Source organism: Flavobacterium sp. CSZ (genome assembly GCF_015350725.1).
Lineage (GTDB): Bacteria > Bacteroidota > Bacteroidia > Flavobacteriales > Flavobacteriaceae > Flavobacterium.
This window is the reverse complement of sequence record NZ_JADKPQ010000016.1, coordinates 54856-79806: the sequence shown is the minus strand read 5'-3', so window position 1 is coordinate 79806 and position 24951 is coordinate 54856. Positions and strand designations below refer to the sequence as shown.

Genomic DNA, 24951 nt, shown 5'->3' with positions numbered 1-24951 from the left:
ATTTTTTGTAGCAGTAATTTATTGCATTTCAATTGCCTTTTGTCCCGCTATTCACTTGTGTCTTTTTTGCCCAACACCGGCATAAAAGGATTTTCATTTCTATCAGGGCTCATTAGAAATTTAAGTTTTCAAAAGGCGTTTTAGTTGATGTGGTTACACAATCTTGTCATTGCTCGGAATGACAAACTAAACCAATGAAAAAACATTTGTGTAAAAATTAAACAAAAAAACCTCAGTATCTTAGCAACTCACAACCTTGCAAGAAAATGAAAATCATAAAAGCCTTTCTACTCTTAATTTTAGTCTCAAGCTGTCAAATCACAGAAACTATAAAGATAAACCCAGACGGGAGCGGAACTATTGAAGTTTTTCAATTACGCGACGAAAATAGTTATTTGCAATTAGGACGTCCTTATTCTGATTCTGAAAAATTTACAGATACAATTTTTGTTTTTCAGGATTATATAACAAAGTATGCAGCAACGTTTGTGAAATTTAATAAATCTGACCAGGCATTGTTTCAGGAGCATGCCAATGTAAAAATGCATATTAAAGCGGATCCGGTTCAAATGGAAAATTTTAATGTAATTTCTTCTGACTTTAAAAAAATAGAAGAAATACCTAATCTTTATGAAAGTCTTACTTTGGCAAATTCTTTAAAAGAAAATTATCCGGTTTCAAAAGAATCTTTCAAAATACAATATACTTTCGATGGCTCTACTTTCAAAAGAAATCTTGTAATTGTTGATCAGCAAAAGTTTGATAAGGATAAAAAAATGTTGGAAGAAAGAAAAAAAATGTATGCTAAGTATAAGTTGGTGCAGTCCTATAGTTTAAAATATCATTTTCCAAGAGAAATAAAATCTGTTTCAAACGAAAAAGCAGTTATCAGTGCAGATAAAAAAACAATGACATTCCAATTTCAACTTTCAGATTGTTTACAAAATCCAGAAATAACGAATCTGGAAGTGGTTTTAGAACAAAAAGACCTTCAATAGTGTTGTCTTAGAATCTTAAAAAATAAAATAGTCTTCGTATCTTTGATAAAAAATTAGCCATTATGAAATTATACAAGTTACTTAGTTTTTGTTTTGTATTAGCAACATTAACAAGCTGCACCTTAACCGAAAATATATATGTAAATGATAACGGAACCGGAAAGTTTTCTGTAGATATGGATGGTTCCTCTTTAATGGCCATGGCCGGTGACCAGCTTGGACCTGACGCTAAAAAAAATATAGATTCTACTTTTACCTTCAAGCAATTATTTGAAGAGAAAAAAGACAGCATTGCAAAATTGTCTCCCGAAGCCCAAAAAGAACTTAAAAAACTGGAAAATTTTGTAGTAAATACCAAAATGAATGGTGAGAAAAAAGAGTTTTTAATGACCATTTCGACTGATTTTAAAAATGTAAATGAGCTACAAGATGCTTTGCAATCTTTAAACGCACTTCAAAAATTAGAAGGAGGGGCAAATGCTTCATCACCGTTGGGGAAAGGCTTAGGAGATAATAATAGTAAATTAAGCTATACCTACGATGGAAAGAAATTTACACGTACAGCAGTAATCGATAAAGACAAATTAGCTGCAAAAGCGAAAGATTCTACGGCCGATATGTCTAAGATGATTTTTGCTTCTTCGAGCTACATTATAAAGTATCATTTTCCTAAGAAAATAAAAAAAGTATCCAACCCAAATGCTTTGTTTAGCGAGGATCGAAAATCAATTACAATTCAATACCCTTTTACGGATTATATGGAGAATCCTGACAAACTTAACTTTGATGTAGAGTTTGAAAAATAATTAAAATGAATAAAAAAATTCAACTTCAGGATTTAGGAAGTAAAGACTATAAATCGACCTGGGAATATCAGGAAGAAATTTTTAAGGATATAGTCGACTTAAAAATCAAAAACCGAAGAGAAGAACTTGATTTGCCAACACCCAATTATTTACTTTTTGTTGAGCATCCCCATGTGTATACTTTGGGTAAAAGTGGAGATCTTGACAATCTTTTATTAAACGAAAAACAGCTCCAGGCCAAAGGAGCCACTTTTTATAAAATCAATCGTGGCGGTGATATTACCTATCATGGCCCGGGACAAATTGTAGGTTATCCGATCTTGGATTTAGAGAATTTCTTTACAGATATTCACAAATATTTGCGTTTTCTCGAGGAAGCTATTATCCTGACTTTAGAAGAATACGGCTTAAAATGCGGGCGAAGCGAAGGCGAAACTGGAGTCTGGCTCGATGCGGGAACTCCTTTTGCCAGAAAAATTTGTGCGCTTGGTGTACGCGCTTCACGCTGGGTAACCATGCACGGATTTGCCTTAAATGTAAATGTAGACTTAGGATATTTTGACAACATTATTCCGTGTGGAATTCGCGGAAAAGGCGTTACTTCATTGCAAGTAGAACTTGGTGTAGAAAAAGTCGATGAAGCCCAAGTAAAGGCTAAAATAGTAAAACATTTGACACAATTATTCGAAGCTGAATTTGTTTAAATTAGCCTATTAAATATAAATAGTATGAAAAATGCTGAAGAAAATAACAATTATAGAATTGCCGTTCCTTCAGCATTTGAAACTGTTTTTTCTCATTTTTACTTTGCCGAAAATAAAACGGCATTTCCCATAACCAAAACCTTATTGCCAAGTTTTCAAACCATACTGGTTTTTAACTTTGGAAGAAAATCATCTTTACAATCGCAGCAAAATACCTTTCTGGAAGTTGAAAAATGTATGGTTCTTGGTCCTATAAAACAAGCTTTCAATTATACTTTAGAGCCTAATTCAGAGATTTTGGTAGCCAATTTTAAAGAAGATGCTTTTTACAGATTCTTTGGCAATGCGCTTTTTGATTCTTTGCCTATTGATCCGGATGATTTAATTGATGAGAATTGTTTTGCTCTTTTATGGGAAGAACTTCAAAAACTTTCAGACCCAAAACAGCGTGTCGATTATATTTTAGATTTCTGCAAACCTTATTTAAGGGAGCAAAAGCAGATAACGACGCTTTTAACTGATTTTCAAAACCAAAATCTCAGTCCAATAAAAGCAATTGCTTCACAGATCAATCAAACCCAGAGAAATATTCAGCTCAATCAGAAGAAACTTTTTGGCTATACAATTAAAGAAGCCAATCGGTATGAGAGGTTTTTAAAAGCCGTAAATCAAATTCAGGAAAATATACTAAAGGACTCAAAAACGGATTGGCTAACGATTGTGGATCAGTGCGGCTATTACGATCAGAGTCAGCTCATTCATGACTTTAAATATTATATGAATATTTCGCCCAGAAAATTCCTGAAATTTCAAAACGATATCTGCAGCTCAAGGTCAGAATAAAGAAGATTTCGTTTTCTTACAATTCTACCCCAGCCTTGCGCTTTAGATTTGTCATGTTAATCTTTAAAAACAGAAAACATGAAAAATTTAATTGTTTATGCGCATCCCAATTCAGGGAGTTTAAATCACTTCTTCAAACAAACGGTACTGGAGAGTCTTCAGGAATCTGGAGAAGCAATTGCACTTCGCGATTTGAATGAGATCAATTTTAATCCCGTACTTTCTTTAGATGATATGAACGGACAAAGAATGGGAAAGGTTGCCGATGATGTAAAAACAGAACAGGATTTTATAACCTGGGCAGATCGTATTGTTTTTATTTACCCCATCTGGTGGACAGGAATGCCGGCAATAATGAAAGGTTATATTGATCGTGTATTTAGTTACGGATTTGCATACAGATACGAAAAGGGCGTTCAGAAAGGTTTATTGAGAGGAAAGAAAACAATCATTATCAATTCGCACGGAAAATCAAATGAAGAATATCAGGCAATGGGAATGGACAAAGCTTTGGCCTTAACCTCTGATACCGGAATTTTTACGTATTGCGGATTAGAAATCGAGCAGCATTTTTATTTTGATAAAGCCGACAGAGCCTCTAAAGAGGGTATTTCGGATTGGGAAAATCAGATCAAAACTACTTTGAGATTCATCGATAAAGAATCTGTTTTGGGATAAAATGATTTAAAATTAAAGATGGTTGCAAAAAATACAAAAAAGAGTCTTTAACGGCAAAGATTTTAAATGGACCGCAAATTATCTTAGGGTAGTACTAGTATGAGTTTTTTATACTAAATTTGGTTTTATACTTTTAATAAAAGCTTTAGCTAACCTAATTTAATGACTTATGGGAAAAATCTACTTTATCTGTTTTATTTTTATGATTAATGGTCTTTTTGCTCAAAAGAAGGATAAATTAAATCCAATCGAGATTTATCAAAAGGCCTGGTCAGAACCTAAGAGTGATGTGAGGCTAAAAATAATTAAAACAATTTGGCTCGAGGAAAGTACTTTTGAGGATCCTTCTGCATCTATAAAAGGAACGGCTGCCTTCAATAATGTTATAAATGAATTTTATAAAAAGTACCCCGATGCAGTATTTAGCTCAGGTCCAAAAGTGGTAAAAGACAATTATGTAAGTTGGGACTGGAAAATTTTAGATTCAAAAAATAAGCTTATAATGGCCGGTCGTGATTTTGCCCGACTAAACGGAAAAGGTCAGGTGAGCAAAATCATTGGTTTTTGGAATCCGCAAGCCACTTTGTCTGAGGCTGAAATTTTGAATAATCTCGAAACGGAAAATTTTAAGATTGTTGGCCAATATTACCAAAGCGTTTTTAAAACCAGGGACTTCACGACAATGGCACATTTAATAGAAGAAGGGGCAGTTTATAATCAGGCAGAAGGATTGCCTTACGGAGGAAAGTTTACAGGTTTTAATGAATGGGTAAAAATGTACAGCAAATCAGCTGAGTTTTTTGATTTAGAGATAGAAAAAGAGCCTGTTTATTTTAGTGATGCTACAAAAAATGAAGTAATGATTTATTTCACCATAAAAGCCAAAGCAAAAAAATCAGGAAAAACAATCTCAGTGCCAATCTCGGAGCATTTCGATTTAAAAAATGGAAAAATTATCGCAATTAGACCTTTTTATTTTGATACCAAACAATTTGCAGAATTCCTGAAAAGTAAAAAATAAGAGAAATCTAAATCTCTCTATAGAAAAAAGACTTATCGATCTAGATAAGTCTTTTTTTGTTATTCAAAATTCAATTCGAGTTGATCCGGCAAAAGCCTAAAACTCATGCGGTGGTATTTGGTGGTTCCGTATTTTCTGATCGCTTCCCGGTGTTCTTTAGTGGGGTAACCTTTGTTTTGTTTCCAGTTGTACATAGGGAATTCTTCATGAATTTGATCCATGTACTCATCGCGATAGGTTTTGGCCAGGACAGAAGCTGCGGCAATGCTTAAAAATTTACCATCCCCTTTTATAATGCTTTGGTTAGGAATCGATTTTAGTAATTCAATTTCAGGAAGAGAAAATTGTTTGCCAAAAGTATTTTTTAAACCCAGTTTTGCATTCAAAGAACGATTACCATCTACAATGATAAATTCAGGAACATGTTGTAATTTCAAAATACATTCCTGCATGCCTTTCATAGAGGCGTTTAGAATATTAATCTCATCAATTTCGTTGGGATGCAAATGGGTAACCGAAAAACAAAGGGCATGCTGCTCGATGATTGGTTTTAAAAACACTCTCATCTTTTCAGACAATTGTTTACTGTCGTTTAAAAATTCATGCTCAAAATGATGGGGTAAAATTACTGCAGCAGCCGTTACCGGACCAGCCAGACAACCTCGGCCAGCCTCGTCAGTTCCGGTCTCTAAATTAAATCCTGAGAAATTTTTTTCAAGCATTTGCTTTTTTTGTTTTAATTGGCAAATATTATAAAATTTTCTTTAAAAACATTCGTTCTCTTACTATTTGCCAAAGCAGTGGTATAAATTCAAGTGTTTTTTTATTTATACGTTTTTATCTTTTACCTTTGCCAGACAAATTTTGCCAAAATAATTCCATATAAAGCGATCAAATGAGAATATTCTTTTTTCTATACCTATTAGTTGTACCCACTTTATTGTTTTCTCAGGAAAAAAATACTTCTAAAAATAGTTTAGATATGAATACTAAATATTCAAGTATAACTGATACTATAAAAAAGAAAAAAGCAAAAATTGCAACCATAGATCAATACCAGATTATTACCCTGGAGCATGATACTACTTATGTCGATACTTCATTAACCTTAAAGAGTGCTTACAAACAAAATAATCTTCGCAGGGATGATTTCGGACTATTGTCTTTTGCCAATATCGGTCAGACTTATAATACTCTGCAATACAGCCTGACTAGTTTTTCTCCGTATCCGGAAATTGGTTTTAACGGAAAACATTTTAATTATCTTCAGGCAGATCAAATCAATTATTACTCGGCAGCAACGCCCCTGACCGAACTGTTTTTTAATACAACAATAAATAAAGGTCAGAATGTAGATTCCTTTATTACATTAAATACGTCAAAAAATCTTAACTTTTCTATTGCATACAGAGGTTTACGTTCAGAAGGAGATTATATAAACCAATTGGTAAGTGCAGGAAATTTTAGATTTACAACAAGTTACGCTACAACCGATAGAAGATATGCAATCAATGCGCATTATACTTATCAGGATGTTTTAAACGAAGAAAATGGAGGGATTACTACACCTGCAGACTTTGAAAGTGATAATCCGGATTATAAAAACCGTCAAAGATTGCAAGTGTATCTTACCGATGCCGAATCATTTTTAAAAGGCCGACGTTTGTTTTTTGATCATGCTTTTAGAATAAATCCAACTGAGGGCAATAATAATTTATATGTAACGCACCAGTTTAATTACGAAAACAAATTTTTCGAATACAATCAGCCAACCGTTCTTTCAGCTGTTGGAACCCGATCAGTGAAACGATTTGGAGAATCATATGTAACAAGTGGTATAAACGATCAGACCCATTATGAAAGATTGTATAATAAGGTGGGGGTGGCCTATGAAAATTCTCTTTTAGGGAAATTTAATTTTTTTGTAGACGATTACAGGTCTAATTATAAATACGGAAGAGTCTTAGTCGATAAAGATGGGACTGTTATTCCCGATAATTTATTTTTGCAGATTAATAATGTAGGGGGACAATTCGAATATCAAAAAAACAAATGGAACGGACGTTTTTTATATTCAAGATCAATTACAGATCAGTCATTGTCTGATTTAGATGCTAAATTAAAATATGATTTTAATGATAAAATCCAGTTTGATTTTAGATACCGTAACATCAATAAATTACCCAATAATAACTACAATTTGTACCAAAGCAGTTATGTGGAGTATAACTGGTCGAATAATTTTAAAAACGAGAAAATTAATTCCCTTAGCGCCGCTGTTCGAACGCCTTGGCTAAACGGGGAAGTTCAGTATACGGTTTTAAATGATCATTTGTATTTTGCAGATGTTTCCTCGCCAGAACAAAAGGCGGTCAATACACAAATTATAAATCCGGCTCAATACTCAAATGCGATTAATTACTTGGAGATAAAAGCAAGTCGTGAATTTAAATTTGGCCCTTTCGCTCTTGATAATACACTATTATATCAAAAAGTAGATCAGTCAGATTTAATTTTAAATGTGCCTGATTTTGTAACAAGAAATACCTTTTATTATTCAGGTCACTTTTTTCAAAAAGCATTGTTTTTACAAACCGGAATCGTTTTTAACTATTTTACGAAATATTACGCAAATGGCTATAACCCTGTTGTTGGAGAGTTTTATGTTCAGAAAGAAAAAGAAATTGGAGGTTATCCATTATTTGATGTTTTCGTAAATGCCAGAATTCGCCAAACCCGATTCTATGTAAAGGCTGAGCACATCAATGCTCTTTTTTCTAAAAGCGACTATTATTCAGCGCCTAATAATCCTTATCGTGATTTTGTTATCCGATTTGGTTTAGTTTGGAATTTCTTCCAATAGCATTAGGTATTATTATATTAAAAATCAAATATTAAATTAAATAGAAATGGACTTTTCAAATAACATTTTAGAAACAATTGGTAATACACCATTGGTAAAACTCAACAAAATTGTTGCTGAAATTGATGCGTTAGTATTGGCAAAAGTCGAAACTTTTAATCCCGGAAATTCTGTAAAGGACAGAATGGCCGTGAAAATGATTCAAGATGCAGAGGCAGATGGCCGATTAAAACCCGGAGGGACTATCATTGAAGGGACTTCTGGAAATACCGGAATGGGATTGGCTCTTGTGGCCATCATTAAAGGATATAAACTGATATGTGTAATATCAGACAAGCAGTCTAAAGAAAAAATGGATATTTTGCGCGCCGTGGGTGCCAAAGTAGTAGTTTGCCCAACAGATGTTGAGCCAACAGATCCAAGATCTTATTATTCTGTTTCAAAACGCCTGGCTGAAGAAACGCCAAATTCATGGTATGTAAATCAGTACGATAATATGTCAAACTCTTTGGCACATTACGAGCAAACAGGCCCGGAAATCTGGAAACAAACTGATGGGAAAATCACTCATTTTGTTGTTGGAGTAGGAACAGGAGGAACGATTTCTGGTGTTGGAAAATACTTAAAAGAAAAAAATCCAAATATTAAAATTTGGGGAATCGATACTTATGGTTCTGTGTTTAAAAAATACCATGAAACGGGAATTTTCGATGAAAACGAAATTTACTCCTACATCACAGAAGGAATTGGAGAAGATATTTTACCTAAAAATGTTGACTTTTCTCTAATTGACGGATTCACCAAAGTAACCGATAAAGATGCGGCTGTTTATACCAGAAAAATTGCTCTTGAAGAGGCTATTTTTGTTGGTAATTCTGCCGGAGCTTGTATAAAAGGCCTTTTACAGCTTAAAGAACACTTTAAGCCAGAAGATGTGGTTGTGGTGTTGTTTCACGATTCAGGAAGCCGTTATGTGGGTAAAATGTTTAATGACGACTGGATGCGTGAGCGTGGTTTCTTGGAAGAGAACATTACAAAGGCCGAAGACGTAATTAAAGATCATATCGATAAGGAATTAATCGTGGTGCGTACAGAAGAATTGGTTTCTCACGCCATTGAACGTATGCGTAAATACAAAATCTCTCAGATTCCTGTTGTAGATATTACTGGGTTTGTGGGTTCTGTTGATGAAACAGATTTGTTTAGAAGTTATGTTGCAGATAAAAATGTAGCCGAAAAACCAATTAAAGAAGTAATGGGAAAACCTTTCCCAATTGTAAAATTAGGAACACCAATTGAAGAAGTTTCTAAATTGTTTACCAAAGAAAATGATGCTGTTTTGGTTGATTTAGGAAATGGTAATCATCATATTATTACAAAATATGATATCATTGGATCTATAAAATAATACGGTTTTAATAATTGAAATCCATAAATCTAGTTTTGATAATTAGGTTTATGGATTTTTTAGCTTAATATACTTGAAAATGACTTTTACCGCGATAGATTTTGAAACTGCTACAGGACATCATCCGTGCTCTGTTGGAATCGTTACTGTAGAGAACGGAATCATTACAGATGAGTTTGTTACCCTGATTAAGCCTCCCAAAAACGAATACAATCCCTTTACGATTCGTGTACATGGAATTTATCCCAGAGATACCCTGAATGCCAAAACTTTTGTCCAGGTCTATCCCGAGATCGAAAAAAGATTAAAAAACAGAGTGGTGGTGGCACACAACGAGAGTTTTGATCGAAATGTTTTAATGAAATCGATGATGCTTTATGGTTTGCAATATCAAGATTTGAATATAGCAGAGAAGTGGGAATGCACCGTGAAGATTTATAAGGCAAAAGGTTTTAAGCCCACTAAGCTAAGTGATTGCTGTCGGGAGATGAAAATTCAACTCGATCATCACGAGGCGCTATCTGATGCGAGAGCTTGTGCTAAATTGTATCTGTTGAGATAAAAGCCAACAAGCTCAGGAAGGAATATTATTTTTAATTCATTTTCAGACTTTCTATAAGACAAAGTAAAAGCCTAAAAGAATATTTACTGAAAGAGTAGGGAGTTTCCCTTGTGATCACAATTAATACCATAATGCTAATTTAGTTTGCTCTTTGAGAGTAAGGGGGGCAGATTAATTGGTGAGGAATTAATATTTGTCAGTGAGCGTAGCCCTTAAGAAAAACGATCTGAGTGATGCATTTAGATCTTTTGGAGTTTGCGCTAAAGATATTTTTGAAATACAAAGATTAATACAAGGTTAAAAATGGTTACTCAATCACAGAGCATCTCTAAGAGGTGTTCTTAGCAAGGGAGCTGCTAGAGAATAATTAGAGATTTAGAAAATGGGTCAATGAGATAATTTTGTACTTTTGTCGGCAAATACTAATAGCATCCTGGGTAAAGCCCAGGGATAAAATAAAAATGTAACTATGTCGGCAGTTTTAAGACTTAAGTTTTTCTTAGAGAAGTACGGATTCCATGTTTCTTCACGATTGGCCGATAAACTGGGTATGCGCGTGACAAGTGTGAGATTGTTTTTTATCTATATTTCATTTGTTACGGCAGGTTTGGGATTTGGAGTTTATCTTACTTTGGCATTCTGGATTCGCCTAAAAGATTTAATTCGGGCAAAACGTACCTCGGTTTTTGATTTATAAATCGATATACAACATAAAAAAAAGGATCATAAAGTATTTATACTCTATGATCCTTTTTTATTATCTCCAAGAAAATTACTTCCCTGGATTATTCAGTTTACTGTTTTTCTTACCATAAACAAAATAGATTACTACTCCTAATGCCATCCAGACTACAAGTCTCACCCAGCTTTCGTTAGGTAATGAATACATTAAAGCCAGGCAAATTACAATACCTGCGATAGGCACAAATGGTACTAAAGGTGTTCTGAAAGATCTTGGAGCATCTGGCATTCTTTTACGCATCACCATCACACCAATACAAACAAGTACAAAAGCCAATAATGTTCCAATACTTACCATGTGTCCTAAATCGCTTACCGGAACCAATCCAGCAAATAAACTTACAAATACTAAGAAGAAAAGGTTAGTTTTCCACGGAGTACGAAATTTAGAGTGAATAGAACTAAAAAATGGAGGTAATAAACCATCTTTACTCATCGTATAAAATACACGGCTTTGTCCCAAAAGCATTACTAATATTACAGAGGTGTAACCCGCCAGAATAGCTACAATTAAACCTGTTTGTAGAAAATCATAACCTGTTTTTGCAAAAGCAGTTGCAGCAGGCTTGGCATCACCGGCAAATTCTCTGTAATTAACAAGACCTGTCATTACGTGAGCAAAGAATACATATAATAAGGTGCATATAACAAGGGATCCTAAAATACCAATTGGCATTCCTTTTTGAGGATTTTTAGCTTCCTGTGCAGCTGTAGATACAGCATCAAAACCAATAAAGGCAAAGAATACAGTTCCCGCACCTGCAGCAATTCCTGACCATCCAAATTCACCAAAAACACCTGTATTTTCAGGAATGTAAGGCGTGTAGTTGGAAGAGTCAATAAAGCTCCATCCTAAAATGATAAAAACAAGTACTACAGCAACTTTTACAACAACTAAAAAGTTGTTTAAAGATGCAGATTCTTTTGTTCCTCTTATTAATAATAAAGATAGCATAGATACAATAAAAATCGCCGGTAAATTGACAATACCACCTTCAATTACTGTACCGTCACTGAGTTTAAGAGTTTCCCAGGGCGAACATATAAATTGATGGGGGAGGTGAATTCCGTATTTGTTTAGTAATTCTAATAAATAGCGGGACCAGCTTACACCAACTGTGGCGGCTCCCAAAGCGTATTCTAAAACTAAATCCCAGCCAATAATCCAAGCCATAAATTCTCCCATTGTAGCATAAGAGTATGTATAGGCGCTACCGGCAACAGGAATCATAGAGGCAAATTCTGCATAACAAAGTCCGGCAAAAGCACATCCAACGGCTGCTAAAACAAAAGAAAGAGTAACTGCTGGTCCTGCATGTTCTGCAGCAGCAATTCCTGTTAACGAGAATAATCCGGCTCCAATAATAGCTCCAACTCCAAGTGCAACGAGCGACCGTGAAGATAGAGTTCTTTTCAAGCCTTTTTCAGATTCGGAAGCTTCGTCAAGCAATACCGAAAGTGGTTTAGTTTTCCAAATTGACATATTATAATATTGGTTTATTGTTATTAAGCTCCAAATGTATCGTTTTTTGTAAAAAATAAAAACAATTATCTGTTTTTAAGTTATAAAATATTAATTTTTTTGATAAAACCTGCGTTGATTATTCTTTAAATACTGGGATTCATTAAATTAATTGGGCTTTAGTAGTGAAAAATGTAATTTTAAAAACAATAACATTTTTAATATAATTCTTATTAAATAAATTGTTTTTCTCTTAATTTCTGGGAATTATTAGAAATCAATATTTTCAATGGGAACAAGCTTTAGCCTATTTGTAAAATGTTTTAGCCATGCAAAGCAGCAATCAACAGGATTTTTTTTTACTCTTTCTTGCTTATAATGATAGTGCATAGAATTTATTTTTTGGTCGATTTTAGTTTACCTGAAAAATCTTTTCTGCAAAAACAGCCAAGGTTGTCTCTCTAGGGTGAATTAAAGAAAATAGCCATAGAGGCTGGGTCTTTAAAAGAATTATGGATGTTGTTCTATTTCCAATATGTCGGGTTAAAATAAATTCTAACTTATAGAAGTAGAAGCAGAAATATTAATAATATTGAGGATTTATCAAAAATTAAAGGTTTTCCTGTTGAAAAAGCAAAAATAATTAGTTTATATTTGGAGTTCTAAAACAAAAGCAGCTTACAATGAATTTTGAATATAACGAAACGCAGTCGATGATTGCTCAATCTATAAAGGATTTTGCCGAAAAAAATATCAGACCTAACATTATGCAATGGGATGAGGCTCAAATTTTTCCAGTTGACCTATTTAAAAAATTAGGAGAAATGGGATTTATGGGAGTCTTGGTGCCTGAAGAATACGGAGGATCAGGGTTAGGGTATCATGAATATATTACCGTTGTAGAGGAAATTTCAAAAGTAGATCCTTCAATTGGTTTATCGGTTGCTGCGCATAATTCATTATGTACCAATCATATTTTGACTTTTGGAAACGAAGAGCAAAAGAAAAAATGGTTGCCAAAACTGGCTACCGCAGAATATATAGGAGCCTGGGGTTTAACAGAGCACAATACAGGTTCTGATGCCGGTGGAATGAATACAACAGCCGTTAAGGATGGAGATCATTGGATTGTAAACGGGGCTAAAAACTTTATTACCCATGCAATCTCTGGAGACATCGCAGTTGTAATTGTGCGTACCGGAGAAAAAGGAGATTCTAAAGGAATGACCGCTTTTGTTTTCGAGAAAGGAATGAAAGGATTCACCTCGGGTAAAAAAGAAAATAAATTAGGGATGCGTGCCAGTGAAACTGCGGAGTTGGTTTTTGACAGTTGCCGTGTTCCCGATGCCAATAGATTAGGAGAAGTAGGCCAGGGATTTGTCCAGGCCATGAAAATATTAGATGGAGGGCGTATTTCAATCGGAGCTTTATCTCTTGGGATTGCAAAGGGCGCGTACGAGGCGGCGCTTAAATACTCTAAAGAAAGACATCAGTTTGGTCAGCCTATTAGTAGTTTTCAGGGGATTTCCTTTAAGCTGGCCGATATGGCAACAGAGATCGAAGCTTCAGAATTACTATTGCATAAAGCAGCTTTCTTAAAGCAACAACATAAACCTGTTACCACATTGGGCGCAATGGCAAAAATGTATGCCTCTGAGGCCTGCGTGAGAATTGCAAACGAAGCGGTTCAAATTCATGGAGGGTATGGTTATACAAAAGATTATCCTGTAGAGAAATTCTATCGTGATTCCAAACTATGTACTATAGGAGAGGGCACTACCGAGATTCAAAAGTTAGTTATTTCAAGAAATTTACTCAAGTAATATAAGTAAGAGTAAGATCATAATATGGGCGTGCCCACAAAAAAAATAATGAGCCATTCAATGTTGAGTGGCTTTTTTTTGTTTTTTTTGAAGGTCGGGCTTTGTGTTACATCCATGTTATATACTTCAAAGAAAAAATATAAAAGGATTCTCATGGCAGCCTCTCAGCGGCGGTGCTCATAACGGTGTGAGTTTGTGCAAGGATTAGTTTTTAAAGATAGTGGGTCTATTTTCTGGTTTCTTTTCTACCTTATCAAAAAAAATAATAATTCATAACTCATAATTGATAATTAATGCTTACTTTTGCAGCCTTAACGAGAGGAGGTGTCAATATTATGTTAATTATACCAATTAAAGACGGAGAAAATATCGATAGAGCATTAAAGCGCTATAAAAGAAAATTTGATAAAACAGGAACTGTTCGTCAACTAAGAGCACGTACTGCTTTTATTAAGCCTTCTGTTATCAAAAGAGCACAAATTCAAAAAGCTGCTTACATCCAAAACATGAGAGATGGTTTAGAGAGTTAGTATTAGCTTTTCAAAAATAATTACCGTTAGTTGTCAAAATTTTGATACTAACGGTTTTTTTATGCTTAATTTTGAGATAAATAATATTCTTTATAAGTTAGGATATGAGTTTGAATAAATGAAAAAGTCTATAATCTTATGAAATCAAATAAAGAGGCGTTTGGTGATTATCTTGAATTGGAGAAAAAATATTCCCCGCATACGGTCAATGCTTATTTGAATGATATTTTATTTTTCGAAACATTCAATAAAGAACATTTTGAGCAGCAAAATATCGAACAGGTTAATTACAGTCAAATCAGGAGCTGGATAGTCTCACTTGTCGATGATGGTATTTCCAATGTGTCTGTCAATCGAAAAATGTCTTCCTTAAAAGCATTTTATAAATTCCTTTTAAAAACAAAACAAATAGAGGTGAGTCCAATGCTGAAACATAAAGCATTAAAAACGCCCAAAATTGTTCAGATTCCATTCTCTGAAAAAGAATTAACAGATTTGATGCAGCAGGTCGGGGATCCTTGCGGATTTGAGCAAGTAAGAGATAAGTTGATTGTGGATCTTTTTTATACCACAGGGATGCGTAGGGCTGAGCTGATACATTTAATGAAGTACAATGTCGATTTGTCTTCAAATGTAATTAAGGTGTTGGGGAAACGAAATAAAGAACGTATCATTCCGGTTTTGCCTATAATTACCCGGCAGTTTAATTTGTATTTGCAGCAAAGGGCCTTGGTGGAGAAGATCATTGATGAGGATTATTTTTTTATTTCAGCAAAAGGGTTAAAATTGAGTGAATCTTTTGTGTATCGATTAATAAATTCATACTTTAGTAAAGTCTCTGAAAAGGTAAAAAAGAGTCCGCATGTGCTTCGGCATACTTTTGCAACTCACTTGCTAAATAACGGGGCAGATTTAAATTCAGTTAAAGAGTTATTAGGACATTCGAGTTTGGCATCTACGCAAGTTTATACTCATAATAGTTTAGCAGAGCTTAAAAAGGTGTATGGTGATGCGCATCCAAGAAATAAATAATGATTCTTAAATGTTTAACCCTAAAATTTGTATTATGAAGGTAGATGTTCATGCAGTTAACTTTACTGTTGACAGAAAATTAGTAGATTTTATTCAGGAAAGAATGGATAAATTAGAAAAATATTACGATCGGGTTGTTTCGGCTGACATTTTTTTAAAGGTCGAAAGAACAAGTGATAAGGAGAATAAGGCAGTAGAGATTAAGATTAATGTCCCGGGAGATGATTTTTTGGTTAAAAAACAATGCAAAACCTTTGAAGAAGCAGTCGAGCTTTCGGCAGAATCTCTAGAACGTGTATTGGTGAAAAGGAAAGAAAAAATAAGAGCACACATATAATTGAAAATTTTTTTTAAAAAATGTTTTGATTAAAAGATAAAATAGCTACATTTGCAGTCCGTTAGAAATAGCGGACTTTTTTATTGATATTGCCAGCGTAGCTCAGTTGGCTAGAGCAGCTGATTTGTAATCAGCAGGTCGTGGGTTCGAGTCCCTCCGCCGGCTCTAAATATTTCAAATGCGATTTGAAATTGTTCATGCAATTATTGATAAAATAAAGGGGAGATACTCAAGCGGCCAACGAGGGCAGACTGTAAATCTGCTGTGTGAACTTCGCAGGTTCGAATCCTGCTCTCCCCACAAAAAGAAGTTAAGATTTCAGGGCGTAGATTTCGGGTTTTAAAACTAAAATCCATAAATACAATCTAAATCAGAACTCTCTGCCGACTTAGCTCAGAGGTAGAGTGCTTCCTTGGTAAGGAAGAGGTCACGGGTTCAATTCCCGTAGTTGGCTCAAGTAAGTAGGAAATTGAAAATTAATATATAACTAAGATTAAAAATTAAGTAAAATGGCAAAGGAGAATTTTAATCGTTCCAAACCGCACTTAAACATAGGTACAATTGGACACGTGGATCACGGGAAAACTACATTAACTGCAGCAATTACAAAAGTATTGTCTGATGCTGGTTACTGTCAAGCAAAATCGTTTGATCAAATCGATAACGCTCCAGAGGAGAAAGAAAGAGGTATTACTATTAATACATCACACGTAGAGTATGAAACAGCTAACCGTCACTACGCTCACGTTGACTGTCCAGGTCACGCGGATTACGTAAAGAACATGGTTACTGGTGCTGCTCAAATGGACGGAGCTATCTTAGTAGTTGCTGCTACAGATGGTCCAATGCCACAAACTCGTGAGCACATCCTTTTAGGTCGTCAGGTAGGTATTCCAAGAATCGTTGTTTTCATGAACAAAGTGGATATGGTTGATGATGCTGAATTGTTAGAGCTTGTTGAGATGGAAATCAGAGATTTATTATCTTTCTACGAATATGATGGAGATAATGGTCCTGTAGTTCAAGGTTCTGCTTTAGGAGGATTGAATAATGATCCTGCTTGGGTACCAAAAATCATTGAATTAATGGAAGCTGTTGATGCTTGGATCGAAGAGCCAGTGCGTGACGTAGCTAAACCATTCTTGATGCCGGTTGAAGATGTATTTACAATTACTGGTCGTGGAACTGTTGCTACAGGTCGTATCGAAACAGGTATTGCTAATACAGGAGATCCAGTTGAAATCATTGGTATGGGAGCTGATAAATTAACTTCTACTATTACAGGAGTTGAGATGTTCCGTAAAATCCTTGATAGAGGTGAGGCTGGAGATAACGTAGGTTTATTGTTAAGAGGTATTGATAAAGAATCTATCAAAAGAGGAATGGTTATCATTAAGCCAGGATCAGTAAAACCACACGCTACTTTCAAAGCTGAGGTTTATATCTTGAAAAAAGAAGAAGGTGGACGTCATACTCCATTCCATAATAACTACCGTCCACAGTTCTACGTACGTACAACTGACGTAACAGGAGTTATTACTTTACCAGAAGGAGTAGAGATGGTAATGCCAGGAGATAACTTGACTATCAATGTTGCTTTATTAAGCCCAATCGCAATGAGCGTAGGTTTACGTTTTGCTATCCGTGAAGGTGGTAGAACTGTAGGTGCAGGTCAGGTAACTGAAATCGTAGGATAATCCTATAAACAAATTATAAAAAGCCAGTTGATTTTCTTAACTGAAATCACTGGCTTTTAATTACGGGCGTAGTTCAAGGGTAGAATAGCGGTCTCCAAAACCGTTGATGGGGGTTCGAATCCCTCCGCCCGTGCAATAAAAAATATATCAAATGACAAAAGTTACGAATTATTTATCAGAGGCTTTCGAAGAGTTAAAGTCAAATGTTACTTGGCCTGCTTGGGCTGAGGTTCAAAAATTGACAATTGTTGTGGCTGTATTTTCGGTTTTATTCGCCTTGGCAACATGGGGAGTAGACGAATTTTTTGCAAAAGCTTTGGCTGGATTTTTTAACTGGTTAAAAGGATAATTTTTTTGTGATGGCAGATAATAATGTGAAAAAATGGTACGTAGTTAGAGCTGTAAGCGGACAGGAAAACAAAGTCAAAGCTTATATCGAAACTGAGATTGCCAGACTAGGTATGGGTGATTATGTTTCCCAAGTTTTAGTACCTACAGAAAAAGTAGTTACTGTAAAAGAAGGAAAGAAAATGTCTAAGGATAAAGTTTATTTCCCTGGATATGTTATGATCGAAGCCAATTTGGTTGGTGAGATACCTCATATTATTAAGTCTATTACTAGTGTAATTGGATTTTTAGGTGAGATCAAAGGTGGAGAACCTGTTCCTTTGAGACTCTCTGAAGTAAATAGAATGTTAGGTAAAGTAGATGAGCTGGCTGTAAATACAGATACCCGCGCTATCCCTTTCAACTTAGGGGAAACAGTAAAAGTGATCGATGGTCCTTTTAATGGCTTCAACGGAACGGTTGAAAAAATCAATGAAGAAAAGCGTAAACTTGAAGTTATGGTGAAGATTTTCGGAAGAAAAACTCCACTGGAACTGAGTTTTATGCAAGTTGAAAAAGTATAATTTTTGTTACATCTATAATAACCATCGTAATCGCTTCCAATGATTAGGGTGTTAAATTTTTTAAAAAATGGCTAAAGAAATTAGTAAGGTAGTTAAACTACAAGTTAAGGGAGGTGCTGCGAATCCGTCGCCACCGGTTGGACCTGCTTTAGGAGCTGCTGGGGTTAATATCATGGAGTTCTGTAAGCAGTTCAATGCTAGAACACAAGATAAACCTGGCAAAATATGCCCAGTACAAATTACTGTGTATAAAGACAAATCATTTGATTTTGTTGTTAAGACTCCTCCAGCTGCTGTCCAATTATTGGAAGCTGCAAAGCTAAAGTCTGGATCAGGTGAACCAAATCGTAAAAAAGTAGCTAGTGTTACTTGGGACGTTATCAAAGCTATCGCTGAAGATAAAATGGTAGATTTAAATGCATTCACAATCGAATCTGCAATGAGCATGATCGCTGGAACTGCTAGATCTATGGGTATAACTGTATCAGGAGATGCTCCTTTTTAATTAAGAGAAAGAAATGGCAAAATTAACAAAAAAGCAAAAAGAGGCTGCTTCAAAAATTGAAAAGAACAAACTATACTCTTTAAAAGATGCAGCTGCATTAATTAAAGTTATAGCTTCTGCAAAATTTGATGAGTCTGTTGATATCGCAGTTCGTTTGGGTGTAGATCCAAGAAAAGCGAATCAAATGGTTAGAGGTGTAGTTACATTACCTCACGGAACAGGTAAAGACGTTAAAGTATTAGCATTGGTTACTCCAGATAAAGAAGCGGAAGCTAAAGAAGCTGGGGCTGATTATGTAGGTCTTGACGATTATTTACAAAAAATTAAAGATGGTTGGACAGATGTTGATGTTATCATCACTATGCCAGCTGTTATGGGTAAATTAGGTCCATTAGGTCGTATTTTAGGACCTAGAGGTTTAATGCCAAACCCTAAAACAGGTACTGTAACTATGGATGTTGCAAAAGCTGTTGCAGAGGTAAAAGCTGGTAAAATTGACTTTAAAGTTGATAAAACTGGTATCGTACATGCAGGAATTGGTAAAGTTTCTTTTGGAGCTGAGCAAATTTATGACAATGCACACGAAATTATTCAAACATTAATCAAACTTAAACCAACTGCTGCTAAAGGTACCTACATTAAAGGTATTCACCTTACAAGCACTATGAGTCCTGCAATTGCATTGGACCCTAAAGCAGTATAATTGGTAGTTAATAATTTTTAGTATGACTAGAGAAGAAAAATCAATCGCGATTGAAGATTTAACTGCACAGTTAGCTGGTACAAATATTATTTATGTATCTGATATTTCTGGATTAAACGCAGAAACTACTTCAAGCTTGAGAAGAGCTTGCTTTAAAGCAGGTATAAAATTAGAGGTTGTAAAAAACACTTTGCTTGCAAAAGCAATGGAGGCTTCTGCTAATGACTATGGTGATTTACCTTCAGTATTGACTGGTAATAGTGCTATATTTATTTCAGATGTTGCAAATGCACCTGGAAAAATAATTAAAGATTTCAGAAAAAAATCAGCTAAACCTGTATTGAAAGGAGCTTATATCAATTCTGAAATTTACATTGGAGATGATCAATTAGATGCCTTGGCAACTATCAAATCTAAAGAAGAACTTCTTGGAGAACTTATTGGATTATTGCAATCACCAGCACAAAGAATTATTTCAGCTTTACAAAACAAATTCGCTGGTAGCGAAGAAGAAGCTGAAGCATAATAATTCGTGCCAGGAATTCAGTTTCCTGGTAGCTTAATTAGCGCACAATAAATAAATTATATTTTACAAATCATTTTAAACGATAGAAAAAATGGCAGATTTGAAACAATTCGCAGAACAATTAGTTAACCTAACAGTTAAAGAAGTTAACGAATTAGCAACAATATTAAAAGACGAGTATGGTATCGAGCCTGCTGCTGCAGCTGTAGTAGTTGCTGCTGGTGGTGGAGAAGGTGCTGCTGAAGAAGCACAAACTGAGTTTACAGTTGTATTAAAAGAAGCTGGTGCTTCTAAATTAGCAGTTGTAAAATTAGTTAAAGAACTTACAGGTTTAGGTTTGAAAGAAGCTAAAGATGTAGTTGACGGTGCTCCAAGTAACGTTAAAGAAGGTGTTTCTAAAGAAGAGGCTGAAGGTCTTAAAAAATCATTAGAAGAAGCTGGAGCTGTAGTTGAGCTTAAATAATTCAACTCAGTTTTAAGAACTAGGTTTAGGTCTTGAGTGAACGCTCAATGGCCTAAACCATTTTTCGTATAATAAAATAGATCAAGTTTTATTATCAAATAGTTTAAAATACGAAAAAGTTTTTGATCAATACGAAGAAAAAAAATTGGACCAAATTTTACTGGTTTATTTTTAAAGATGTATTGATTACAATAAGAAAGTATAGATTAAACAGTGTGTGTTTACACAAAAAATTACTTTTTTTTAATCAAAATTTTGTCCATTGATGATAACAAATCAGACTGAAAGATTGAATTTTGCCTCTACAAAAAATATTCCTGACTATCCGGATTTTCTGGACGTTCAGGTTAAATCTTTTAAAGATTTTTTTCAATTAGAAACTAAATCTGATGAAAGAGGCAACGAAGGGTTATACAACACCTTCATGGAAAACTTCCCAATTACAGATACAAGAAACAACTTTGTATTGGAATTCCTAGATTACTTTGTAGATCCGCCACGTTATACAATTCAAGAATGTATAGAGAGAGGTCTTACTTATAGTGTGCCTTTAAAAGCCAGGTTAAAACTATACTGTACAGATCCAGAACACGAAGATTTTGAAACTATTGTACAAGACGTTTATCTTGGAACAATACCTTATATGACTCCAAGCGGTACTTTTGTTATCAATGGTGCTGAGCGTGTAGTAGTATCTCAACTACACCGTTCTCCAGGGGTTTTCTTTGGTCAATCATTCCACGCAAATGGAACAAAACTTTATTCTGCCAGAGTAATTCCTTTTAAAGGTTCCTGGATAGAATTCTCTACAGATATCAACAGCGTAATGTATGCTTATATCGATAGAAAGAAAAAATTACCAGTAACCACTTTATTCCGTGCAATTGGATTCGAAAGAGATAAGGATATCCTTGAGATCTTCGACCTTGCTGAAGAAATTAAAGTTTCTAAAACGGGTATTAAAAAATATATTGGAAGAAGACTTGCTGCGCGTGTATTGAACACATGGCACGAGGATTTCGTTGATGAGGATACCGGTGAGGTAGTTTCTATCGAACGTAACGAGATCATCCTTGATAGAGATACTATTATCGATAAGGATAATGTTGAGGAAATCATTGATTCTAACGTTAAATCTATTTTGTTACACAAAGAGGATAATAATCAGGCAGATTATGCTATTATCCACAATACGTTACAAAAAGATCCAACAAACTCTGAAAAAGAAGCCGTTGAGCATATCTACAGACAATTGCGTAATGCAGAACCGCCTGATGAAGAAACTGCTCGTGGTATTATCGATAAATTGTTCTTCTCTGATCAACGTTATAACTTAGGTGAAGTTGGTCGTTACAGAATGAACAAAAAACTTGGTTTGGATATCCCAATGGAAAAGCAAGTGCTTACCAAAGAAGATATCATTACCATTGTAAAATATTTGATCGAACTAATCAACTCTAAGGCAGAGATTGATGATATTGATCACTTATCAAACCGTCGTGTTAGAACAGTTGGAGAACAATTGTCTCAACAATTCGGTGTTGGTTTAGCACGTATGGCTAGAACTATTCGTGAGAGAATGAACGTTAGAGATAACGAGGTGTTTACACCAATTGATTTGATTAATGCTAAAACATTATCATCGGTTATCAACTCTTTCTTTGGTACTAACCAGTTGTCTCAATTTATGGATCAAACCAATCCATTGGCTGAGATTACACACAAAAGAAGACTTTCTGCACTTGGACCTGGTGGACTTTCCAGAGAGAGAGCTGGATTTGAGGTTCGTGACGTTCACTATACACACTATGGTCGTTTATGTCCGATTGAAACTCCAGAGGGACCAAACATTGGTTTGATTTCATCTCTTGGTGTATATGCAAAAGTTAACGGAATGGGTTTCATCGAAACTCCTTACCGTAAAGTTACAGATGGTGTAGTGGATTTAGAGAGTACACCTATCTATTTAAGTGCTGAAGAAGAAGAAGGAAAAATGATTGCTCAGGCAAACATTGAAATGGATGAGACAGGAAAAATCACGGCAAGTAATGTTATTGCTCGTGAGGAAGGTGACTTCCCGGTTGTTGAGCCTTCTGCGGTACATTATACAGACGTTGCACCTAACCAGATTGCTTCGATTTCGGCTTCATTGATTCCTTTCCTGGAGCATGATGATGCCAATAGAGCCTTGATGGGATCTAACATGATGCGTCAGGCGGTTCCTTTGATCCGTCCCGAAGCGCCAATTGTTGGTACAGGTTTAGAGCGTCAGGTAGCTTCAGATTCTAGAGTATTGATTAATGCTGAAGGAGATGGAACTGTAGAATATGTTGATGCAAACATCATTACTATCAAATACGACCGTACTGAAGAAGAAAGAATGGTAAGTTTTGATGCTGATGAGAAAACATACAACTTAATTAAATTTAGAAAAACCAATCAGGGAACAAGTATCAACCTAAAACCAATCGTGAGAAAAGGTGACAGAGTGGTTCTTGGTCAGGTATTATCAGAAGGATATGCGACTCAAAATGGTGAATTAGCTTTAGGTAGAAACTTAAAAGTTGCGTTCATGCCATGGAAAGGGTATAACTTTGAGGATGCCATTGTAATTTCTGAGAAAGTAGTTCGTGATGATATTTTTACTTCTATCCACGTTGATGATTATTCATTAGAGGTTAGAGATACTAAGTTAGGAAATGAAGAGTTAACAAACGATATTCCTAACGTTTCTGAAGAAGCTACTAAAGATTTAGATGAAAACGGTATGATCAGAATTGGAGCAGAGGTTAAACCTGGCGACATTCTAATTGGAAAAATTACACCAAAAGGAGAATCAGATCCTACTCCGGAAGAGAAATTGCTTCGTGCAATCTTCGGGGATAAAGCAGGAGATGTAAAAGATGCTTCATTAAAAGCTTCTCCATCTTTACATGGTGTAGTTCTTGACAAAAAATTATTTGCAAGAGCCGTAAAAGATAAACGTAAACGTACTCAGGATAAGGATGCTTTAGGCGCTTTAGAAATGGAGTTCGAAACTAAATTTGTTGAATTAAAAGACAGATTGGTGGAGAAATTATTCCTGATTGTAAACGGAAAAACATCTCAGGGTGTAATGAATGATTTGGGTGAAGAAGTTTTACCAAAAGGTAAAAAATATACTCAAAAAATGCTTTACGCAGTAGAGGATTTTGCTCACTTAAGCAAAGGTCAATGGGTTGCTGATGATGCTACTAATAAAATGGTTAATGATTTAATTCATAACTATAAAATTAAGCTAAACGACTTACAAGGATCTTTAAGAAGAGAAAAATTCACCATTACAGTTGGAGATGAATTACCATCTGGAATCCTGAAATTAGCGAAAATTTATATCGCTAAGAAACGTAAACTGAAAGTAGGGGATAAAATGGCAGGACGTCACGGTAACAAAGGTATTGTTGCAAGAATCGTTCGTCATGAAGATATGCCTTTCCTTGAAGACGGAACACCGGTTGATATCGTATTGAATCCACTTGGGGTACCTTCACGTATGAACATTGGTCAGATTTATGAGACTGTTCTTGGATGGGCTGGTATGAACTTGGGTAGAAAATTTGCTACTCCAATTTTTGACGGTGCATCTTTAGATCAAATCAATGAATTAACTGATGAGGCTGGAGTACCACGTTTTGGACATACACATCTTTATGATGGTGGTACTGGAGAGCGTTTCCATCAAGCTGCAACTGTGGGTGTGATTTACATGCTTAAATTAGGACACATGGTTGATGATAAGATGCACGCACGTTCTATCGGACCATACTCGTTGATCACTCAACAACCACTTGGAGGTAAAGCTCAATTTGGAGGTCAGCGTTTTGGAGAGATGGAGGTTTGGGCACTTGAGGCTTATGGAGCATCAAGTACACTACGTGAGATCTTAACAGTTAAATCGGATGACGTTATTGGTAGAGCTAAAACTTACGAGGCTATCGTTAAGGGTGAGTCTATGCCAGAACCAGGATTACCTGAATCATTCAATGTATTGATGCATGAATTGAAAGGTCTTGGACTTGACATTCGTTTAGAAGAATAATAAAGTTTTCAGTTACAGTCTCAGTATTCAGTTCAACACTGAAAGCTGAGACTGAAGCTGTTTATGAAAATAAAAGTTTTTAGGATTTATACCCGTAACCCGTTCCGATTTTTTATTTAAAGCTGAAAAGTTTTATAATTAGCACTTCAAAATTGACGTTTGAAGTTTAGAGAAGTAATCCGAGGTAGCGACTTAATAGTCTACTTTTTCAAGAGTAACTTATAAGTTAAAATCAATTTTTTAATTGCAGATAAATCAAT

The 24951-nt window shown here is 35.1% G+C and carries 24 protein-coding genes and 4 tRNA genes; 26 read left to right on the top strand and 2 right to left on the bottom strand.

The genetic code is table 11. From position 1 onward, the window contains the following. Nucleotides 1-266 precede the first annotated feature (266 nt). From IRZ78_RS18080 to IRZ78_RS18055, 6 genes are all read left to right on the top strand, one after another. Nucleotides 267-998: a hypothetical protein gene (locus IRZ78_RS18080; protein ID WP_194617857.1), complete on the top strand. Its 732-nt coding sequence runs from the start codon at nucleotides 267-269 to the stop codon at nucleotides 996-998. Between the two features lie 62 nt (nucleotides 999-1060). Continuing rightward, complete coding sequence (locus tag IRZ78_RS18075) at nucleotides 1061-1804, top strand: hypothetical protein (RefSeq protein ID WP_194617856.1); 744 nt, start codon at nucleotides 1061-1063, stop codon at nucleotides 1802-1804. A 5-nt stretch (nucleotides 1805-1809) separates the two neighbouring features. Beyond that, complete coding sequence (gene lipB, locus IRZ78_RS18070) at nucleotides 1810-2508, top strand: lipoyl(octanoyl) transferase LipB (protein ID WP_194617855.1); 699 nt, start codon at nucleotides 1810-1812, stop codon at nucleotides 2506-2508. 24 nt (nucleotides 2509-2532) lie between these two features. Then, nucleotides 2533-3351, top strand: a complete 819-nt coding sequence (locus tag IRZ78_RS18065) for an AraC family transcriptional regulator (protein WP_194617854.1) — start codon at nucleotides 2533-2535, stop codon at nucleotides 3349-3351. 78 nt (nucleotides 3352-3429) lie between these two features. Then, the gene (locus IRZ78_RS18060) at nucleotides 3430-4029 is read left to right on the top strand and encodes an NAD(P)H-dependent oxidoreductase (RefSeq protein WP_194617853.1); all 600 of its coding nucleotides are present in this window, start codon (nucleotides 3430-3432) and stop codon (nucleotides 4027-4029) included. Between the two features lie 169 nt (nucleotides 4030-4198). Then, entirely contained in the window at nucleotides 4199-5050 is an 852-nt protein-coding gene (locus tag IRZ78_RS18055) for a nuclear transport factor 2 family protein (RefSeq protein ID WP_194617852.1), read from the top strand. Between the two features lie 59 nt (nucleotides 5051-5109). Here IRZ78_RS18055 and IRZ78_RS18050 read toward each other — a convergent pair whose 3' ends face one another. Continuing rightward, a complete protein-coding gene (locus tag IRZ78_RS18050; RefSeq protein ID WP_194617851.1) occupies nucleotides 5110-5772 on the bottom strand; it encodes a ribonuclease HII in 663 nt (220 codons plus the stop codon). Nucleotides 5773-5945: 173 nt separating this feature from the next. Between IRZ78_RS18050 and IRZ78_RS18045 the strand changes: the two genes are divergently transcribed. The 4 genes from IRZ78_RS18045 (at nucleotide 5946) to IRZ78_RS18030 (ending at nucleotide 10580) form a co-directional block, all read left to right on the top strand. Further along, nucleotides 5946-7913 (top strand): putative porin, encoded by a 1968-nt coding sequence (locus tag IRZ78_RS18045; protein ID WP_194617850.1) that lies wholly within the window; start codon nucleotides 5946-5948, stop codon nucleotides 7911-7913. A gap of 46 nt (nucleotides 7914-7959) precedes the next feature. Continuing rightward, the gene (locus IRZ78_RS18040) at nucleotides 7960-9321 is read left to right on the top strand and encodes a pyridoxal-phosphate dependent enzyme (protein ID WP_194617849.1); all 1362 of its coding nucleotides are present in this window, start codon (nucleotides 7960-7962) and stop codon (nucleotides 9319-9321) included. Nucleotides 9322-9400: 79 nt separating this feature from the next. Next, nucleotides 9401-9883: a 3'-5' exonuclease gene (locus tag IRZ78_RS18035; protein ID WP_194617848.1), complete on the top strand. Its 483-nt coding sequence runs from the start codon at nucleotides 9401-9403 to the stop codon at nucleotides 9881-9883. 469 nt (nucleotides 9884-10352) lie between these two features. Further along, nucleotides 10353-10580 carry a PspC domain-containing protein gene (locus tag IRZ78_RS18030; protein WP_194617847.1) on the top strand — a complete coding sequence of 76 codons (228 nt, stop codon included), beginning with the start codon at nucleotides 10353-10355 and terminating at the stop codon, nucleotides 10578-10580. 75 nt (nucleotides 10581-10655) lie between these two features. Here the strand turns inward: IRZ78_RS18030 and IRZ78_RS18025 are convergent, their stop codons facing one another. After that, nucleotides 10656-12107, bottom strand: coding sequence for an amino acid permease (locus IRZ78_RS18025; RefSeq protein WP_194617846.1), 1452 nt, complete (start codon nucleotides 12105-12107; stop codon nucleotides 10656-10658). A 662-nt stretch (nucleotides 12108-12769) separates the two neighbouring features. On the opposite strand from IRZ78_RS18025, the gene IRZ78_RS18020 reads away from it, so the two are divergent. The 16 genes from IRZ78_RS18020 to rpoB all read left to right on the top strand — a co-directional run bounded on the left by IRZ78_RS18020 (nucleotide 12770) and on the right by rpoB (nucleotide 24691). Continuing rightward, nucleotides 12770-13909 carry an acyl-CoA dehydrogenase family protein gene (locus IRZ78_RS18020; protein ID WP_194617845.1) on the top strand — a complete coding sequence of 380 codons (1140 nt, stop codon included), beginning with the start codon at nucleotides 12770-12772 and terminating at the stop codon, nucleotides 13907-13909. Nucleotides 13910-14244: 335 nt separating this feature from the next. Beyond that, nucleotides 14245-14439 (top strand): 30S ribosomal protein S21, encoded by a 195-nt coding sequence (rpsU, locus tag IRZ78_RS18015; RefSeq protein ID WP_026985791.1) that lies wholly within the window; start codon nucleotides 14245-14247, stop codon nucleotides 14437-14439. Nucleotides 14440-14577: 138 nt separating this feature from the next. Next, nucleotides 14578-15471 (top strand): tyrosine-type recombinase/integrase, encoded by an 894-nt coding sequence (locus IRZ78_RS18010; protein ID WP_194617844.1) that lies wholly within the window; start codon nucleotides 14578-14580, stop codon nucleotides 15469-15471. Between the two features lie 34 nt (nucleotides 15472-15505). After that, a complete protein-coding gene (raiA, locus tag IRZ78_RS18005) occupies nucleotides 15506-15808 on the top strand; it encodes a ribosome-associated translation inhibitor RaiA (RefSeq protein ID WP_056245753.1) in 303 nt (100 codons plus the stop codon). A gap of 91 nt (nucleotides 15809-15899) precedes the next feature. Then, nucleotides 15900-15973, top strand: a tRNA-Thr gene (locus IRZ78_RS18000). A gap of 54 nt (nucleotides 15974-16027) precedes the next feature. Next, a tRNA-Tyr gene (locus tag IRZ78_RS17995) sits at nucleotides 16028-16108 on the top strand. Between the two features lie 82 nt (nucleotides 16109-16190). After that, nucleotides 16191-16262, top strand: a tRNA-Thr gene (locus tag IRZ78_RS17990). Nucleotides 16263-16317: 55 nt separating this feature from the next. Next, nucleotides 16318-17505, top strand: coding sequence for an elongation factor Tu (gene tuf / locus IRZ78_RS17985; protein ID WP_031456758.1), 1188 nt, complete (start codon nucleotides 16318-16320; stop codon nucleotides 17503-17505). A gap of 62 nt (nucleotides 17506-17567) precedes the next feature. Continuing rightward, a tRNA-Trp gene (locus IRZ78_RS17980) sits at nucleotides 17568-17638 on the top strand. 18 nt (nucleotides 17639-17656) lie between these two features. After that, the gene (gene secE / locus IRZ78_RS17975) at nucleotides 17657-17854 is read left to right on the top strand and encodes a preprotein translocase subunit SecE (RefSeq protein WP_041517377.1); all 198 of its coding nucleotides are present in this window, start codon (nucleotides 17657-17659) and stop codon (nucleotides 17852-17854) included. 10 nt (nucleotides 17855-17864) lie between these two features. Then, nucleotides 17865-18416, top strand: a complete 552-nt coding sequence (gene nusG, locus IRZ78_RS17970) for a transcription termination/antitermination protein NusG (protein ID WP_029273444.1) — start codon at nucleotides 17865-17867, stop codon at nucleotides 18414-18416. A gap of 67 nt (nucleotides 18417-18483) precedes the next feature. Then, complete coding sequence (gene rplK, locus IRZ78_RS17965; RefSeq protein ID WP_007807442.1) at nucleotides 18484-18921, top strand: 50S ribosomal protein L11; 438 nt, start codon at nucleotides 18484-18486, stop codon at nucleotides 18919-18921. A 13-nt stretch (nucleotides 18922-18934) separates the two neighbouring features. Further along, a complete protein-coding gene (rplA, locus tag IRZ78_RS17960; RefSeq protein WP_007807440.1) occupies nucleotides 18935-19624 on the top strand; it encodes a 50S ribosomal protein L1 in 690 nt (229 codons plus the stop codon). A gap of 22 nt (nucleotides 19625-19646) precedes the next feature. Continuing rightward, a complete protein-coding gene (gene rplJ, locus IRZ78_RS17955; protein ID WP_056195154.1) occupies nucleotides 19647-20150 on the top strand; it encodes a 50S ribosomal protein L10 in 504 nt (167 codons plus the stop codon). Nucleotides 20151-20241: 91 nt separating this feature from the next. Continuing rightward, complete coding sequence (gene rplL / locus IRZ78_RS17950; RefSeq protein WP_007807437.1) at nucleotides 20242-20613, top strand: 50S ribosomal protein L7/L12; 372 nt, start codon at nucleotides 20242-20244, stop codon at nucleotides 20611-20613. 265 nt (nucleotides 20614-20878) lie between these two features. Continuing rightward, a complete protein-coding gene (gene rpoB / locus IRZ78_RS17945) occupies nucleotides 20879-24691 on the top strand; it encodes a DNA-directed RNA polymerase subunit beta (protein ID WP_194617843.1) in 3813 nt (1270 codons plus the stop codon). The last annotated feature ends 260 nt before the right edge of the window (nucleotides 24692-24951 follow it).